17 protein-coding genes are annotated in these 17,177 nt (G+C 52.3%); 10 read left to right on the forward strand and 7 right to left on the reverse strand.

What is annotated here, in order from left to right:
* Nucleotides 1-2: 2 nt before the first annotated feature.
* The 5 genes from HVA01_RS15310 (at nucleotide 3) to sthA (ending at nucleotide 4,488) form a co-directional block, all read left to right on the forward strand.
* A complete protein-coding gene (locus HVA01_RS15310) occupies nucleotides 3-671 on the forward strand; it encodes an NADH:ubiquinone reductase (Na(+)-transporting) subunit D (RefSeq protein WP_146876277.1) in 669 nt (222 codons plus the stop codon).
* 1 nt (nucleotide 672) lies between these two features.
* Nucleotides 673-1,290 carry an NADH:ubiquinone reductase (Na(+)-transporting) subunit E gene (nqrE, locus tag HVA01_RS15315; protein WP_146876278.1) on the forward strand — a complete coding sequence of 206 codons (618 nt, stop codon included), beginning with the start codon at nucleotides 673-675 and terminating at the stop codon, nucleotides 1,288-1,290.
* Between the two features lie 76 nt (nucleotides 1,291-1,366).
* A complete protein-coding gene (nqrF, locus tag HVA01_RS15320) occupies nucleotides 1,367-2,599 on the forward strand; it encodes an NADH:ubiquinone reductase (Na(+)-transporting) subunit F (RefSeq protein ID WP_146876279.1) in 1,233 nt (410 codons plus the stop codon).
* Nucleotides 2,600-2,802: 203 nt separating this feature from the next.
* On the forward strand, nucleotides 2,803-3,060 hold the full coding sequence (nqrM, locus tag HVA01_RS15325; protein WP_146876280.1) for a (Na+)-NQR maturation NqrM: 258 nt from the start codon (nucleotides 2,803-2,805) through the stop codon (nucleotides 3,058-3,060).
* A 36-nt stretch (nucleotides 3,061-3,096) separates the two neighbouring features.
* Nucleotides 3,097-4,488: a Si-specific NAD(P)(+) transhydrogenase gene (gene sthA / locus HVA01_RS15330; protein ID WP_146876281.1), complete on the forward strand. Its 1,392-nt coding sequence runs from the start codon at nucleotides 3,097-3,099 to the stop codon at nucleotides 4,486-4,488.
* An 18-nt stretch (nucleotides 4,489-4,506) separates the two neighbouring features.
* On the opposite strand, the gene HVA01_RS17785 is transcribed toward sthA, so the two are convergent.
* The 6 genes from HVA01_RS17785 to leuS all read right to left on the reverse strand — a co-directional run bounded on the left by HVA01_RS17785 (nucleotide 4,507) and on the right by leuS (nucleotide 11,738).
* Complete coding sequence (locus HVA01_RS17785) at nucleotides 4,507-5,709, reverse strand: GGDEF domain-containing protein (protein WP_146876282.1); 1,203 nt, start codon at nucleotides 5,707-5,709, stop codon at nucleotides 4,507-4,509.
* Nucleotides 5,710-6,020: 311 nt separating this feature from the next.
* A complete protein-coding gene (locus HVA01_RS15340; RefSeq protein WP_246129671.1) occupies nucleotides 6,021-6,959 on the reverse strand; it encodes a PA2778 family cysteine peptidase in 939 nt (312 codons plus the stop codon).
* Between the two features lie 37 nt (nucleotides 6,960-6,996).
* Nucleotides 6,997-7,401 carry a PA2779 family protein gene (locus HVA01_RS15345; protein WP_146876283.1) on the reverse strand — a complete coding sequence of 135 codons (405 nt, stop codon included), beginning with the start codon at nucleotides 7,399-7,401 and terminating at the stop codon, nucleotides 6,997-6,999.
* 178 nt (nucleotides 7,402-7,579) lie between these two features.
* A complete protein-coding gene (gene holA, locus HVA01_RS15350; RefSeq protein WP_146876284.1) occupies nucleotides 7,580-8,647 on the reverse strand; it encodes a DNA polymerase III subunit delta in 1,068 nt (355 codons plus the stop codon).
* Complete coding sequence (locus HVA01_RS15355; RefSeq protein WP_146876285.1) at nucleotides 8,644-9,156, reverse strand: LPS-assembly lipoprotein LptE; 513 nt, start codon at nucleotides 9,154-9,156, stop codon at nucleotides 8,644-8,646. Before HVA01_RS15355 ends, holA begins: the two co-directional genes overlap by 4 nt.
* Complete coding sequence (leuS, locus tag HVA01_RS15360) at nucleotides 9,153-11,738, reverse strand: leucine--tRNA ligase (RefSeq protein WP_146876286.1); 2,586 nt, start codon at nucleotides 11,736-11,738, stop codon at nucleotides 9,153-9,155. Before leuS ends, HVA01_RS15355 begins: the two co-directional genes overlap by 4 nt.
* Before the next feature lie 160 nt (nucleotides 11,739-11,898).
* On the opposite strand from leuS, the gene HVA01_RS15365 reads away from it, so the two are divergent.
* Entirely contained in the window at nucleotides 11,899-12,420 is a 522-nt protein-coding gene (locus HVA01_RS15365) for a zinc ribbon-containing protein (protein ID WP_146876287.1), read from the forward strand.
* A gap of 4 nt (nucleotides 12,421-12,424) precedes the next feature.
* Here HVA01_RS15365 and HVA01_RS15370 read toward each other — a convergent pair whose 3' ends face one another.
* On the reverse strand, nucleotides 12,425-13,738 hold the full coding sequence (locus HVA01_RS15370) for a hypothetical protein (protein WP_146876288.1): 1,314 nt from the start codon (nucleotides 13,736-13,738) through the stop codon (nucleotides 12,425-12,427).
* 356 nt (nucleotides 13,739-14,094) lie between these two features.
* On the opposite strand from HVA01_RS15370, the gene HVA01_RS15375 reads away from it, so the two are divergent.
* From HVA01_RS15375 to HVA01_RS15390, 4 genes are all read left to right on the forward strand, one after another.
* Nucleotides 14,095-14,406 carry a hypothetical protein gene (locus HVA01_RS15375; RefSeq protein ID WP_146876289.1) on the forward strand — a complete coding sequence of 104 codons (312 nt, stop codon included), beginning with the start codon at nucleotides 14,095-14,097 and terminating at the stop codon, nucleotides 14,404-14,406.
* Nucleotides 14,407-14,756: 350 nt separating this feature from the next.
* Nucleotides 14,757-15,950 (forward strand): MFS transporter, encoded by a 1,194-nt coding sequence (locus HVA01_RS15380; protein WP_146876290.1) that lies wholly within the window; start codon nucleotides 14,757-14,759, stop codon nucleotides 15,948-15,950.
* Nucleotides 15,951-16,182: 232 nt separating this feature from the next.
* Nucleotides 16,183-16,596 carry a GFA family protein gene (locus HVA01_RS15385; RefSeq protein WP_146876291.1) on the forward strand — a complete coding sequence of 138 codons (414 nt, stop codon included), beginning with the start codon at nucleotides 16,183-16,185 and terminating at the stop codon, nucleotides 16,594-16,596.
* 107 nt (nucleotides 16,597-16,703) lie between these two features.
* Nucleotides 16,704-17,177 (forward strand): OsmC family protein (locus tag HVA01_RS15390; protein WP_146876292.1); only part of this gene is annotated, 474 nt, incomplete at its 3' end.

Consider the following 17,177-nt stretch of genomic DNA (forward strand, 5'->3'; position numbering starts at 1 on the left):
TCATGGCGGACGTAAATGCAAAAGGCGTTTTAACGGCGCCGATTTTTAAGAACAACCCCATTGCACTGCAAATATTGGGGATCTGTTCGGCACTGGCGGTCACCACCAGCATGAGCGTCTCGCTGGTGATGGCGTTGGCGGTTATTTTCGTAACGGCATTATCGAACCTGTTCGTATCGTTGATCCGGAATCATATTCCTTCTTCGATTCGTATCATCGTGCAAATGACCATTATCGCCTCGCTGGTTATCGTGGTGGATCAAATACTCAAAGCCTATGCCTATGAGATGTCGAAGCAGCTTTCAGTTTTCGTGGGCCTAATCATTACCAACTGCATCGTCATGGGGCGTGCCGAAGGTTTTGCGATGTCCAATACCCCGGGCATGTCTTTTTTAGACGGTATCGGTAATGGCCTGGGCTATGGCTTCGTATTAATGGTTGTTGGTTTTGTCCGTGAGCTGCTGGGTTCTGGTAGCGTATTTGGGTTCACTATTCTTCAAACCGTGCAAAACGGTGGCTGGTACGTTCCCAACGGTTTGCTGCTGTTGCCACCTTCGGCGTTTTTCATTATCGGCCTACTGATCTGGGTGCTACGTTCGGTTAACCCTGAGCAGGTAGAGAGTAATGAATTCAAAATGAAGGAAAATACCAAACCCAAGGAGGCCGTGTAACATGGAACATTATCTGAGTCTTTTTGTTGCCTCGGTGTTTGTTGAAAACATGGCGCTGGCCTTCTTCCTGGGAATGTGTACCTTCTTGGCAGTGTCCAAAAAGGTTTCCTCGGCGATTGGCCTAGGTATTGCGGTCATTGTGGTGCTCACCGTTACGGTGCCGGTCAACAACCTAGTTTTCACCTACTTGCTCCAGGAAGGCGCGTTGACCTGGACGGGTATTAGCGGCGCGGAAAATATTGACCTGTCCTTCCTTGGGCTACTCTCTTACATCGGTGTTATTGCGGCGCTGGTACAAATCATGGAGATGTTCCTTGATAAGTACGTACCGGCGCTTTATAACGCGCTAGGGGTGTTCCTTCCGCTGATCACCGTTAACTGCGCTATCCTGGGTGGCGTACTGTTTATGGTTGAGCGTAGCTACAACTTCGGTGAAGCCGTCGTCTATGGCTTCGGTGCGGGCACTGGTTGGGCGCTGGCAATTGCTGCGCTGGCAGGTATTCGTGAAAAACTGAAGTACAGCGATGTACCGGGCGGCCTGCAAGGGCTGGGCATTACGTTCATTACCGTGGGTCTGATGTCGTTGGGCTTTATGTCCTTCTCGGGCATTCAGCTTTAATCGGAGCCGGTTTTTCCCAACGGCGCCAAGCGTACGTCGTTGGGTTATCCAAAACCTCCAGCAATAGGAAACCGACATGGTTGATACAACAGTCATCTTGCTCGGTGTTGTCATGTTCACGGTCATCGTTATTAGCTTAACGGCGATCATTCTGGCAGCGCGCAGTAAGCTAGTGAGTAGCGGGGACGTGACCATTGAGGTCAACGGCGACCCTGAGCATACCTTAAGTACGCAAGCCGGTGGCAAGCTGCTGAATACGCTTGCCGCTAACGGCATCTTCCTATCATCTGCCTGTGGTGGCGGTGGCTCTTGTGCTCAGTGTAAGTGCCGGGTAGAAGAAGGTGGTGGCTCCATTCTGCCCACCGAAGAATCGCACTTCACCATGCGTGAGAAGAAAGAGGGCTGGCGCCTCTCTTGTCAGGTGCCTGTAAAACAGGACATGAAGGTAGAAGTGCCTGAAGAAGTCTTTGGAGTGAAAAAGTGGGAAACGGAGGTGATTGCCAACCCCAACGTTGCCACTTTTATCAAAGAGTTGAACTTGAAACTGCCTGAGGGTGAAGAAGTCGCTTTCCGCGCCGGTGGCTATGTGCAGCTTGTCGCACCGCCTTACGATGTCAAGTTCTCTGACTTTGATATCGAGGAAGAGTATCGGGGTGATTGGGAAAAATTTGATATGTTCAAAATTTCCCATAAAAACGATGAGGAAGTCATTCGCGCTTACTCCATGGCGAACTACCCGGATGAGAAGGGTATCCTCAAGTTCAATATTCGTATCGCCACGCCGCCTCCCGGCACTAACCACCCGCCCGGCTTGATGTCGACGTACGTCTTCAGTCTTAAACCTGGCGACAAGGTCACTGTGATGGGGCCGTTCGGCGAGTTCTTCGCCCGTGACACCGACGCCGAAATGATCTTTATCGGTGGCGGTGCAGGGATGGCGCCGATGCGTAGCCATATCTTCGATCAGCTCAAACGCTTGAAGACCGATCGCAAGATATCCTTCTGGTACGGCGCGCGCTCCTGGCGTGAAACCTTCTACAACGAAGATTACGACCAGCTAGCTGAAGAGTTCCCCAACTTTGAGTGGCACTTGGCGCTTTCTGATCCGCAGCCGGAAGATAACTGGGAAGGTCCCACCGGCTTTATCCATAACGTGTTGTACGAAGACTATCTGAAGAACCACCCAGCGCCTGAAGATTGCGAGTATTACATGTGTGGACCGCCGATGATGAACGCCTCCGTGATTAAGCTGCTGCTTGATATGGGCGTTGAGCCAGAAAATATCCTGTTGGATGATTTCGGTGGTTAAAAGTTAGTGCTGAGTTGATACTTGCTGTAAGCGGGGCTGGCCTTTTGGCTGGCCCCGTTTTTTTAGGTGCTCATTCGCTGATAACAACAGGCCCGCTGAGGTATAATCGGCTTAGTATAAAAAACCGTGAGGCACTTATCCGCACGGCTGTTGTCGTCAGGTAAGGCAGATAAATAAGCTAAGCAATAGGTTGGGAGGTTGAGATGGCGATTTGGCTACTGGTATTTGGCTTTATGGCGCTGATTATGGGTGTGATGGCGGTTGGCGTCATTATGGGCCGCAAACCGATTGCCGGTTCTTGCGGTGGTTTGAATCAAATTGGCATGAAAGACGGCTGCGATATTTGCGGCGGTAAAGATGACGTCTGCGAAGAAGAAAATCGTAAGCGCGGCAGCAGCGTTCGCCGTCGCAGCGACGAGAGCCGCGGTGCTGACCTGGGCTACAACGCAACCCGCCGCTAGTAGAGCGTACACGAAGAATAGGGAGACTCAGCGAGTATGGCGGTTCACAATTACGATGTCGTGGTAATCGGTACCGGACCTGCCGGTGAAAGCGCCGCCATTAATGCTGCAAAGCATGGCAAGCGTGTGGCGATTATTGAGAAGCAGGCGCAGGTAGGCGGCAACTGCACTCATTGGGGCACCATCCCGTCTAAAGCGTTACGCCACCAAGTCAAGCAGATCATGGCGTTCAATACCAACCGTATGTTCCGCGATATTGGTGAGCCGCGCTGGTTTTCGTTTCCCAAGGTGATGGAGCGTTCACGCGGGACCATCGACAAGCAGGTCGAGATGCGCACCACGTTTTATGCGCGAAACCGTATCGATCTATTCCATGGCGTTGCCCGGTTCAAAGACGAACACACTTTGGTGGTGCGTGACCGTCAGGAAGGCATGGAAGAGCTGGTGGCTGAGAAAATCGTGATAGCCACCGGCTCGCGCCCCTATCGCCCGGCGGATATCAACTTCCGTCACCCGCGGATTTATTGCTCTGATACGATTTTAAGCCTTTCGCATACCCCGCGCACCTTGGTGATCTTTGGGGCGGGTGTGATTGGTTGCGAGTATGCGTCGATATTTTCGGGCTTGGGCGTCAAGGTTGATCTGATTAATAACCGCGATAGTCTGCTGTCGTTTCTGGACGCTGAGATCAGCGATGCGCTTTCGTATCACCTGCGTAAGCACGGTGTATTGGTGCGCCACCATGAAGAATACGAGAGCGTTGAAGGCGATGAATCAGGCGTCGTGGTGCGCCTTAAATCGGGTAAGAAAATTCGCGCCGATGCGTTTTTATGGGCCAATGGCCGTACCGGTAATACCGACAGCCTGGGCCTGGAAAACATCGGTTTAACCGCCAACGGTCGTGGCCAACTAAGCGTCGATGAGCACTACCGCACCAACGTGCCACACGTTTACGCGGCGGGGGATGTGATTGGCTGGCCAAGTTTAGCCAGTGCGGCCTATGACCAGGGGCTAAACTCGTGTAATGAGTTGCTCGACAAAGCCTATCGCTTTGTCAGCGATGTGCCCACGGGAATTTATACCATTCCCGAGATTAGCTCTTTCGGACCCAACGAGCGCGAGCTCACAGAAGCAAAAGTGCCCTACGAAGTGGGCAAAGCCTTTTTTAAAGATACCGCACGGGCGCAAATTACCGGTGACACCGTAGGGATGCTTAAAATTCTCTTCCACCAAGACACACTGGAGATACTCGGCATTCACTGTTTCGGTGACCAAGCGTCTGAGATTTTGCATATCGGCCAAGCGATCATGCAGCAGCAGGGCGATGCCAATACGCTTAAGTATTTCGTCAATACCACCTTTAACTACCCCACCATGGCCGAAGCCTATCGTGTTGCGGCGCAAAACGGTTTAAATCGCGTGTTTTAGTGGCCGTTTATTTGGTGGCTAAGGGTCAGTGGTTTGGCTCATTAGTTGAGGAAAGTAGGTTTTCTGAGGCTGGTCCGAGCAAGGTGGGTTGACGACAGGTAGTAGGCTTTCGACTCGGTTTCGCCCGTTTGCTTTGGCTTGATAAAGTGCCTTGTCCGCTAAACAGTAGAGCCTCTCGAAGTTATGTTCGCCAGCGGTGCTGGTGGTGACACCAATGCTGATGGTCAAATTATTCGCCAAAGCGTGACCGTTAATGGCCATCTTTTCGACCTCGCGGCGCAGCCGGTCAGCTGCTTGTAAGGCGTCGTGGGTATGCGTATCGGGCATTAATAAACAAAATTCCTCGCCACCAATTCTTGCCAACGTATCCGATGGGCGGCTGAGATATCGCAATCGGTCACTAAGCTGACGTAGCACCTCATCGCCGACGGGGTGTCCATAGCTGTCGTTGATATGCTTGAAGTGATCAATGTCTATCAGCAAAAGGCTGAGCGGGGTTTTATGACGCTTTGCCTGGGTGAGTGCCGCAAACGCTACATCACCCAGATGACGCCGGTTATAAAGCCCTGTTAACGCATCGGTTAGCACCAGCTTTTGCATTAAGTTGCGCTGCCGGTGCAAGTTAACAACCATCATACACAAAATCACAGCTGCGCTGGCCACCAACCCCAGTAGCACACTAACGGCAATGGAGAAGCGCTGCATCAATGAGCGTTGTTGTTGAGCGACGCCATGAACTTCATCAAGCAGTTGGGTGTACAGCCAAGCTTGACGGCTGCCGATCATCATCGCACCGCGCTGTAGTGGTTCAATAAGCTCAGGGTGCTGTTGGGCTTCTGTGACCTGTTGGTTTAAACGCGCAAGATGGCTATTTAGCTCGTCAAAATGACTGTCTAGATGGTCAACTTTCGGGATGAGGTAACGGTAGTCTTCAATGCTTGTGTGTATATTATTTAAATGTTGCTCGGAAAGTGAAATAAAATAAGCAATATAGTCAATGTATTGGCTGTTGGGCTGGCGGCTGCCTTCCTCAAGCGCTGCCTGCAGCTGCGGTGTTGCCTGCTGCGCCAGCACAATATCACTGATCAACGGAGTGTAGTCGGTACTGGCTCTCTGGCATACGTTATACACATAGCTGCCAAGAGTGGCCGTGAGCACCATTAGAATGACGGCAACGAATGACGCTAGGCGCCAGTGGCCAAACCACCGATGAATGATCATCGCAACGCGGTTAACGCACTGATCGTAAGGGCGTTGCCCACTAAGGCTTGTTGACTCAGTCGGGGCACGCGGGAAGCATAAAAACGGTCAGCGTTAAAGCGCTTACGTTGCGAAGGCTTGTGGTGCATGGCACCTCTCCCATCAAATGGTCAGGTAATTCCATGGACTGTTTGAAGGCTCTGTCCTTACGCAACTTAAGCATTCATGCTGGCTGTCAGCTATCCCTCGTCTTTACTAATTGCAGGATCACACTTGTCCTTTTACTGTTTGATATTTTTGTTGAGTGATTGATATTAAAAGTCTATTTAGAATTATTTTAACGCCTCTAACGCTAAGCGTGCCTGTTGTTGCCAGCTCCCCTCGAGCGAAGCTGCCTGAGTCAACGCATCAATAGCGGCTTCCAACGCTTCAAGCTTAGCCAATACTAGGCCGAGGTTTAGCCAGGCAGCACCCATCGTTGGATCTAGCTCGGTGGCTCGTCTAAAAGCCTTACGCGCTGCATCTGGTTGCTGGTCGGCGTAAAGAGCGTTACCCAGGGCGAACTGCCCCATAGCGTTACTAGGATGGCGCGCTACAAAGGCTTGCCAGCTGGAAAGCGTGGCGCGCGGGCCTTGGGTCTCTTCGTAGGCGCTAATCGCTTCTAAGGCGTTGCGGGCGGTAATGCGCGCAGGCAATGTGCCCGGCTTGGCCACCACAAAGCCCCAGCGTTCGGTGCGTGCCCAGGTGGCATCGAAACGGCTAAATGACATGGTATGACGTTCAATCTCACCGCTACGCAGAATAAGTGTTTTATTGGGTAGGTCGTAGCCGATGGCGACGGCGTAATGCCACATTGGAAAAATCGGCAGCGATAAATTCTGCATGACGACCACCGGGTCGCCCGCTGCCAAATGACCGAGTAGCGCATCCATTGTGCCGCGAATAGGATAGGCGAGGTGCTCATAGCGCCGCACCGTGGCTAGCATCTCAGGCTGTACGCTACCATCGCGCTCGGGCAAGAACACCTGGGGTATCAGTTCTTCAACGTCGGTGTCGACCCCTTGATGATTGAGTACCATGGCAAGCGTTGCCGGGCCGCACTGGAATTCCGTTTGGGCGTAAAACGGAACGCTGGTGATTTCAGTATGGGGCGGCAGGGCTTGATAGGTACTTTGCAGCAATACCGGGTTTCGCGCACAGGCGCTAAGCAGTAGCAGCAAAATAAAAACGCCCGCAAAGCGGGCGTTCGTCAGCATGTTATTCAAAAACATGTTATTAAAAACCTAGGAGACATGTGCTACCTATATATTAACGGGTAAACGGATAGACGTCGGTTAGGCCAAGAATATCGGTAATCAGCAGAATGATAAATACCGCAAACAGAGCCCCGATGACACCACCGCCAGCACCGGCAGGCATCATTTCAAGCTGTTCGGCCATTTGCTGGGCTTCAGCATCGCTCAGTGCCGCCACGCGGGCATCGACTTCGTCTAAATCAACACCCTGTTTTAGCAGCTGGTCTTGCACATCGGCGCGAGCCAAAATTGCGTTGATACGCTCGCGATCTGCGCCAGCATTATCTTCTGCCAAAACAGATTGGGTAGAGACTAAATCCATTGAGTGGTCGGTAGTGGGGGCTGCAGCAACGGGTAAGCTGGTGATAATCAGCGCCGTAATGAGCAGGGTCGAGAGGTAAGCACGCAATGTTTTCATCGTCTTCTTCCTTATAGACTAGTCGGGGTGGAACAAGCTTTTATGGCCTGAACTATATTGGCATGCACTATTCTTGCATGGGCTATGCTTGCCTGAACTATATTTACACGCATTGTAACTGCATGAACTAGGAGTATAGAAACAAATGGTGTGTTTTTTAAGTCCAATTTACAAAGTGCTAATTGTTTGCACTAATGCGATAGGTCCAGGCGCTTTCGGAAAGTAGCCCCCGGCCCCCAGCCATGGTCATGGCTAAATCGTGTAGACCTGGCCATAGCGGCACCGCGGCTGCGCCCTTAACCGCTAAATCGAGACGCTGGGCCATTAATAGCAATTTATGCAGTCGCTTCATGGGCAGGCGGCCAATGGCTTTCTGGTAAGCCGGACGGCGCTTATCAAAAATCATTGGCTTTTGGGTTTTGCAGGCGTGTTCAAAGCTCTGCCCTTGATCCAGGTGCTGATGCAGCGAGAGCAGGGTGCGTAGCTCACGGCTAAGCGCCCACAGCACAATAGGCGCCTCGACACCTTCGCTGCGCAGCCCGTTGACGATGCGCGAAGCGCGGCTAGGTTCGCCTTTCAGACAAGCATCAGCCAAATTGAAAACATCAAAGCGGGTACTGTCTTCCACGCCCTGGGCGATGCTCTCAACGTTCAAGCGCGTGCCTTGGGGGTGAATCAGCGCCAGCTTTTGCAGTTCCTGGTCAGCGGCCAACAGATTGCCTTCGGTGCGTTCACCCAGCAGGCGGGCCGCATCCAAGTCAATTTGTACGCCGTGCAGCGAGGCACGATCGCGCAACCAATAGCCCAGACGCGAAGCATCTACCGGCCAAACCGGTACAAACAGGCCATGCTTATCGAGGGTTTTAAACCAGGCGCTTTTTTGCTGCTTGGCGTCTAGCTTGCCCATACTGATAAGCAGCACGTCATCGCTGTTATCCAGGGTCTCGGCGTACTGCGCCAAGGCTTTACTGCCTTCTTGGCCTAGCTTGTGATTGCCTAAGCGCAGCTCCATCAGTTTGCTGGTCGCAAACAGTGAAAGATTGCTCGACATCTCCATCAAGCGGCCCCAGGCAAAATTGGCCTCGACATCCAGCACTTCGCGCTCTTCGACACCAGCCTGGCGGGCGGCGGCCCTTACCGCATCGCAGGCGTCGCGATGCTGCAAAGGTTCATCCCCCGCCACGATCACCACACGCGGCAGCTTTTTTGCCAATGCAGCGGGTAGCTGATCAGCAAACACCTTCACTGCATGCCCTCAACGTTGGCTAGGCGCTCGATGATGCGCTGAGACAGTTGACGCGAAAGCGCCTGTTCGGCTTCCCTCATCAGCGTTTCGCGGTTAAGCAGGTCATCGTCGCTGACCCGGATACGTGTATTCGTTTCGATAGTCACGTTATTAAGGTAATAGGCGTTAGAGGCCCGCTCTTGCACTGAAAGGGTCGTGCTAAGCGTTAGTTCGTGTTCCCGGCTTGCCCGGCCATCGCCGCCTAAGCGGCGCTCGTTTAAAAGGGGTGTGCCCAGGGTGACTCGCCACGGTGCACCGGGGACTACCTGAGTATCCAGCTGTTGAAGCCGGGTAGCGACCTGCTGGGCGACGGCGCTGTTGGTATCACCCTCAAGCGAAAGCGTGGGCAGGGTAGGCAGCGATGCCTGGCCGCGCAAATGAAAGCCGCAGCCGCTGAGCACCACCGCCGCGGTGGCGGCGATGCTAGTGGCTAAAAAATGCCGACGAGTAAGGTGATGAGATGGCTTCATCCGCTCACCACAATGTTGACCAATTTACCCGGTACCACGATCACTTTACGCACGGTATTACCCTCAAGGAAACGCTGAACGTTTTCGTGCGCCATCGCCATTTTTTCAATAGCTGCTTTATCGGCACTGGCGGGTACTTCAAGGCGCGCGCGAAGCTTACCGTTAACCTGCACCACCAACTCAATGCTGTCGCGGGCAAGGGCGACCTCATCCACTACCGGCCAGGTCGCCTCAATCGCTGGGCCGCTGTAGCCAAGCGCCTCCCAGAGACTATGGCACAGGTGCGGCGTAATCGGCGAGAGCAGCAGTACGCAGGCTTCTAGCGCTTCTCGACTCACCGCCAGGCCAAGCTCAGAGCTATCGTCGAACTTGCCAATGGCGTTGGAGAGCTCCATCACCGCGGCAATGGCGGTGTTGAAGGTGGTGCGGCGGCCGATGTCGTCGCTGGCTTTCTTGATGGTCTCGTGGGTTTTACGCCGCAGCGTTTTCTGGTCGTCATTGAGCGCGCTGATATCCAGCGTTCCGGGGGTGCCCGCCGCCAAGTGCTCATTGACCTGACGCCACAGGCGCTTCAAGAAGCGGTGGGCGCCTTCAACGCCGGAATCCGACCACTCTAACGATTGCTCGGGCGGGGCGGCAAACATCATAAACAGGCGCACGGTATCGGCACCGAACTTGTCGATCATCGACTGCGGGTCAACGCCGTTGTTTTTCGACTTGGACATCTTCTCGATGCCGCCCATTTCCACCGGCTCGCCGTCGCTCATCAAAATAGCGCTCAGCGGGCGGCCTTTTTCGTCGCGCTTCACTTCTACATCGGCAGGGTTGAACCACTGCTTACCGCCGTTATCGGTAGGGCGGAAGAAGGTTTCAGCGATGACCATGCCCTGGGTCAGCAACTGCTGGAAAGGCTCATCTGAGTCTACCAGGCCGAAGTCGCGCATCAGCTTGTGAAAGAAGCGCGCATACAGCAGATGCAGAATGGCATGCTCGATACCGCCAATGTAAAGGTCCACCGGCAACCAGTAATTAGCGCGCTCATCCAGCATGGCATCGTGATTATCCGCACAGCAGAAGCGCGCGTAGTACCAGGACGACTCCATAAAGGTGTCGAAGGTATCGGTTTCGCGGGTCCAGCCGTCGCCCAGGTCAGAGAACGCCGGCATCTTTTTCAGCGGCGAGCCCGAGGCGTCAACGGTGACTTCCATGGGCAGCGATACCGGCAGCTCGTCATCGGTGAGCGGTACGGTTTGACCTTCCGGGCCGTATTTGACCGGAATCGGTGCGCCCCAGTAGCGCTGGCGGGCAACGCCCCAATCGCGCAGGCGGTAGTTGATTTTGACTTCACCACGGCCAAGTTCCGCCAGCTTAGCGGCAATGGCATCAAAGGCTTGCTCAAAGCTCAGGCCATCGAACTCGCCGGAATTGACCACGGTGCCGTATTCGGCGTAGGCCGCTTCAGAAACGTCAGCAGGTTTACCGCTCTCATCGGCAATCACTGCTTTGATGGGAATATCGTATTTGGTGGCAAACTCCCAATCGCGCTGGTCGTGGCCGGGCACTGCCATCACCGCGCCGGTACCGAATTCCATTAGCACGAAATTCGCCACATAGACGGGCACTTCATCGCCGGTCAGCGGGTGAACCGCCACATGGCCGGTGAGCATGCCTTTTTTCTCTTTGGTAGCCATCTCGGCTTCCGAAGTACCGCCCCTGGCGCACTCGTCGCAAAATGCCGCCAGCTCACTGTTTTGCTCAGCCGCCTGCTTGGCTAGCGGGTGGCCAGCGGCCACCGCCACATAGGTCACGCCGAGTAGCGTATCCGGGCGAGTGGTGTAGACCGCTAGCGGCTCGTTGACTTGGCCATCAGCCCCTTTGACATCAAAGGTCAGTTCAACGCCGCGGGATTTGCCAATCCAGTTGCGCTGCATGGTTTTGACCTGCTCGGGCCACTCCACTTTATCCAGGTCGGCCAGTAGCTCATCGGCGTAATCGGTAATCTTCAGGAACCACAGCGGAATCTCTTTACGCTCAACCAGCGCGCCGGAGCGCCAGCCGCGGCCTTCGATCACCTGCTCATTGGCGAGAACGGTTTGATCAACCGGGTCCCAGTTCACCGTGGACATCTTCTTATACACCAAGCCTTTGTCGACCAGCTTGGTGAAGAACCACTGTTCCCAGCGGTAGTAGCTGGTATCACAGGTGGCGAACTCGCGGCTCCAGTCGTAGGCAAAGCCCAGCGCCTTCAACTGATTGCGCATGTAGTCGATGTTTTGGTAGGTCCACTTGGCGGGCGGCACCTGATTCTGGATCGCGGCGTTTTCCGCCGGCATACCGAAGGCATCCCAGCCCATGGGCTGCATCACATTTTTTCCCTGCATGCGCTGGAAACGCGAGACAACGTCGCCGATCGTGTAGTTGCGCACGTGGCCCATGTGCAGCTTACCGCTGGGGTAGGGGAACATGGAAAGGCAGTAAAACTTTTCGCGGTTGGCGTCTTCTACTGCTTTGAAGCACTGATGTTTGTCCCAGTACTGCTGGGCTTCGCGTTCAATTTCACGAGGGCTATAATGTGCGTCCATCGGTATTTTAATGCCTTGGCGTATTCGCCCATGCGGGCGCAAAGTGAATGTTAGATTACATCTGTCAGAATAGTGAGGTCGATTGTATCCTATGCAGGTGTATCCTTGAACGGTAAGCCGGTGATAGGAAACCGCATGCGTCGACAAAAGGAGAGGGACCATGAGTGAACAAGCCAATGACAATCGCCTACGCGAAGGCTATGAACGTTTGTTGGAGCGGATGCAGGGGGGCGCTAACGAGCTAACCTGGGAAAATTTGCAGAAGGATTTGGACGAGGCGGTTGAGTTTGAATCGGAGCTGGAAGAGTTCACCAAAGACGAGCTAGCCCTGCTGCGCGCCTGGGTCGAGCGCGACCTAAAAGACATGCGCTACTACATGGCGGATACCGGCAAGCAAGTGGCGAGCTGGCTGGGCATCGACATTGACCACCTTTCCCGCCGCGTGGCGGAATCGCTCCTGTCGATTGCCGACCGCAGCGTGGTCGAGCGCGAACGCTTTGAGGAAGATTTAGAAGCCGCCCGCGCCGACTACTGCGAAGGCGAAATGGCCGCCCCCGGCTTAATGGCCTGCACCCACTGCGATGCTCAGGTAATGCTGCCGTCTGTTGCCCGCCTGGAACCCTGCCATCAGTGTGGCCATCGCTATTTCTACCGCTTTCCCAGCAAAATCGTTGAGACCTGATCCATCAGCTGATCAATAAACTAATGCCTGCGATCGCTCCCAGCGAGAGCAGGCTCATCACCGCCGCGTAGAGTAGGTTATTCTTCATCATACGGTAGCCGCTCACCCCGTAGCGCCCCTGCAGCGAAAGATTGACCCCGGAAAGCGGTCCCACGCTGGTACCCACCGCCCAAGCGCTTAATGCCACGAACGCGAATAGCGTTTGTTCGCCATTCTGTAGGTTGAGTATCGAGGCCAGCACAGAGACACCAATAATGGGATGTAAGCCTACCAGTGCGCTCAACGTAATCGCCGCAAAGCTTAGCATTGCCTGAGGCGTGCCGAAGCGGGTGAATAGCGTCCAATCACTGCCTGCCGCCGCGCTTACCAGTGTCGAAAGGCCAATGGTTAATAAGCCCGCCGCCAAAAATAGCGAAACCTCCCCACGCATCGCAGGTAGCCGGTTGGTGGTGTGCTGAAGAATGCGCCGCAGCGTGAATTGGGGCCCATTGGGTAAGTTACTCAGCACTGCCACACTGGGCAGTAGAAAGGTAATAATACTGACGATGGTAAGGGCAGGGGTGATCACAAAGTGAAACAACATCACCAGCGCCGCCATACCCACGGGCATCAACAGGCTACGTGGCGCTAACGAAAACCCTGCCACCTCGCTGAGATCAAACCGTCGCCGTAGCTCATGGGTGGTTAATAGCCCGGACAGCATGGCCATAGGAAAGCCCACCAAGGCCACTTGGGCATACTCGACGTCAGGAACTAACGCGATAACCACACCCATGGCCGCAAAAAAGGGTGACCACAGCGCCGCACTGGTAAGCCCACGGTTAAGCGCAAGCAACTGCGGTGTGGTGAGTGGCCCTTGGCGGGCCAGCTTATCGCCGACCATAAACACGGTAGAGAGATTTAAAATCGTACCCAGAAAGTGCACCCCCAGCCAAGTGCGCAAAATACCCCCCGCGCCCGTTACTCGGCTACCCGAAGCGCCCTTATTACCTTGCTTGCCAATTAGCGAAATAAAGCTAACGCCCACCAGCATCGCCGCCACAAACGAATTGCCCTGCAACATCGCAGGCCAATCCACCTTCGCGCCGTAAACAAACCGGGCCACTACCAGCATGCCCACACCCAGCGCAATCAACACACCTGCCTGAATACGCGACCGCTTAGGAATATCCCGCCACAGCAACACAACCGCCGCCCACAGCAAATAGCTCACCGCGTTTGCGGTGCCCAACCAGCCAGTAAAACCAATAATCTGTGCGATCAAACCAAGCAGAATCAGCACGCCCGCCAAGCGCTGCCGAGGAGTCGTTTCTTGCATGCCAAACCCTTAATAGTGAATTAGCAGGCTAATCGGATTTGCAAAGGAAGGCCAGCGCAACAGCGCCTAACCTGCACGCATTGTGGGAATGCGCTTCAGCGCGCGATGAATGCTAATGCTACCGGTGTTGCTGAATCGTAAGAAGGCAGCCTTGTAGCGCGTGGTAACGAATCTGCGAGGAACGAGCAGATGAGGCACCCGCGAAAGTACCGCGAAGCGGTACCAGATTAAGGCAACCAACGAGCTATTGACCCCAAAGAGAAAACACCTTTTTGCACCGGCACGTGGCCTAAACCAAATTTATGACCTCGGTTCGGATGCTCATCCCACGAATACGGATGGAGGTGCGAATCTCATTGAGTTCTGCAGCTCGTTCAGCTTTAGCACAATTAGGTTTCCCCTCTATAGCAATCCCCATGGGAGATGATCGTGCACCCGTTTGGCCTGCCAATACTATTGGTAGTATTTCACATATAAGTAATGTATGTATTGCCGTAGTAACTTCGGCCTTTAGATATCGCGCCATAGGTGTCGATATGGAATATATGTTGCCGCTTGAAAATAGCCATTGCATTTCAATTGCGACCACAGACGAGCTTTATCATGTTAACGGTACTCCTGATTTAAAAATATTAAAAATCATTTTCAATGAAAGAAGCAGTTTTTAAAGCTCAATATAGTTTGAGTAAAGAATTTTTAGATTTTAGGGACTTGAAGCTTTCACCAGATGGATTGGTTTTTGAACGAACAGTACCTTATTTTGAACGAGGTACATTCTTACCCATACTTCAATGATGTGGATCCGGGGTTTGCATTTCGTTATGTCTAATTCCCTAGCGGGATTGGTAAAATAAGGCGGCTACTTAGAAGACAGCATAGAAAGCGAAGCTAACTTCGCTACATGACAGCCATGATCTGACTCTTGGATATTTTTTTCCGGAAGCTGGACTTCTAGAAAAAAAGGTATAGTTTCTCATAAAGAGTACTACAAATTTTGCGACCATGGGAATTAGCGCTTATGACGAACTATTATCGTGAATTAATGGTTACACCTGGCGTAAACGGAATGGTGTTGGCCGGCCTAATAGCACGCTTGCCACAAGCTATGATTGGATTGGGCCTGATTACTATGCTGTCTCAACAACACGGCAGTTATTGGCTTGCTGGCACCGTTGCATCAACCTTTATACTGGCTAACGCGATTATTGCCCCTAAGGTTTCTAAAGTTATTGATAAGAAAGGACAATCAAAGGTTTTGCCTTTAGTTACATTAATTGCAGTTTTAATGCTCACCTCCCTTGTTGTTGCTGCGCAAACCGGAATGCCAGTGGCATTTTATTTCTTTTTTGCTATCTTGGCCGGTGTAATGCCTAGTATACCGGCTCTAATGAGAGCGCGTTGGGCATATGTTTTTCGTGATCAACAACAGCTATTGCATACTGCATTATCTTTAGATTCTGTTATAACGGAAATGGTCTATATTATTGGCCCTGCTTTAGCGGTTGCTCTAAGTACGGCGGTATTCCCATCAGCTGGGCCTATAGCTGCCATAATTATGCTCGCTATAGGCACTATTTTCTTTCTTTCTCAAAAAGAAACAGAACCTAAAGTAGTCAGGAGTTATGTCAGCAGCGAACTATCCATTTTGAAAATGCCTGGTATCCGGCTAATTGTACTTATATTGTTGGCAATGGGAGTTATCGGTGGATCGATAGACGTGGCTGTAGTAGCATTTTCAGAGACCCAAGGTTCCCCCTCGTCAGCTAGCTACATCTTAGCATTCTATGCATTAGGTTCTATGATAGCAGGGCTTGCTTTTGGGGCCGTAAAAATTAAATATCCGATTGAAAAACAGTTCTTAATCGGTATTCTTTTGTCATCAGTTTCAGCATTGATACCGATATTCTCAACAAACATCTATACTCTTACTCTCGCTCTTTTTATAGCCGGGATTTCTTTTGCTCCAACTATGGTTATCGTGATTAATGTTGGCACTATCATCATTCCATCACCAAAGCTAACAGAAGGATTGACTTGGATGACAACAGGAATAGGAATTGGAGTTGCACTCGGCAGTGCTATTGCTGGCCCTGTGATTGATGTTTATGGTGCTCGCGTAGGTTTTACCGTGCCAGTTATTGCAGCTTGCATAATGTCGGCAATTTGTATTGCTGGGTTTTCCACAATCCGTAGCTCATTGTGCCTAAATTAATTCGTGTTTATTTAATTTGGTTAATATTTTTTATCTATAGTTTAAGGAGTTTATGTATCCTGAATTCAAGCAATAAGTGCAGCACCTGCGGTATTCAGGCTCAAAAGTAATCCAATATTCGTTACTGTAGCCCTTGCACAGGGCAGTTAACAAGTGACTGCGCCGGAAAAATAACTTGCCTGCGTCTTTGTCACCAGTGAGAGGGCGTTACGTGCATGTCAAGGATTAACGAATGGCGATAAATTTAAGTGAAGTCGACGGTTTCCCCATTAAAGCAAAGCACAAAGCTACTTGCCATTGTGGGTCCGTCGAGATCGAACTGGACCTTCCGGACGGGCTGGTTGACGTCCGCAGATGCGATTGTTCACTCTGCCAGCGCCGAGGTGCGATAGTTGCTTCGATTCCACTTTCGGGCATCCGGATAGTAAAAGGGAAAGACGCGCTAAGACTTTACCAGTTCAATACGAAAACGGCGAGACACTACTTCTGTAGTAACTGTGGTATTTACACTCACCATCAAAGGAGGTCTAACCCCTCGCAATACGGCTTCAACGTCGCGTGCTTAGAGGGTATAAATCCTTTAAAAATTGATGGTATTCCTGTATATGACGGAGTCAATCATCCGGCAGACAGGAAAAGCACATAACCAACCAAGGCAGTGGGACATGTTTTTGCTTCGCTGCGCTCAAAGCGCAAAAATATGTCCCTGCTTGGGGACGTTAGGCGAACCCTTGTCTTAAGAGGAAATCATAGATGTCGAAAAAAGGTGAGCACGATTATTCCGCTACCGTTGTCTGGACCGGTAATTCAGGGGAAGGTACCAAGAACAATCGGGCTTTCTCGCGTGATCACGAAATTACGTGCGGTAGCAAACCGACAATATTCGGATCGTCAGATCCGGCATTTCTAGGCGATTCGTCCCGTTATAACCCGGAAGAGCTGTTGCTAAGCTCACTCTCTGCATGCCACATGCTTTGGTATCTGCATCTGTGCGCCAATGCCGGAATTACTGTGTCGGAATACGTAGACAATGCCACAGGTCGAATGATCGAAAATACAAATGGTAGCGGCTATTTCGAGAGCGTCACGCTAAAGCCAAGTATCCAAATCGGGAAAACTGACGACCACGAGCTTGCGAAAGCCCTACACGATAAAGCGCATTCGTTCTGCTTTATTGCAAATTCCGTAAATTTTGAGGTTGGGTGTGAGCCTGAAATCCGTACCCCC

This window comes from Halovibrio variabilis (assembly GCF_007991175.1).
GTDB classification, from domain to species: domain Bacteria; phylum Pseudomonadota; class Gammaproteobacteria; order Pseudomonadales; family Halomonadaceae; genus Vreelandella; species Vreelandella variabilis.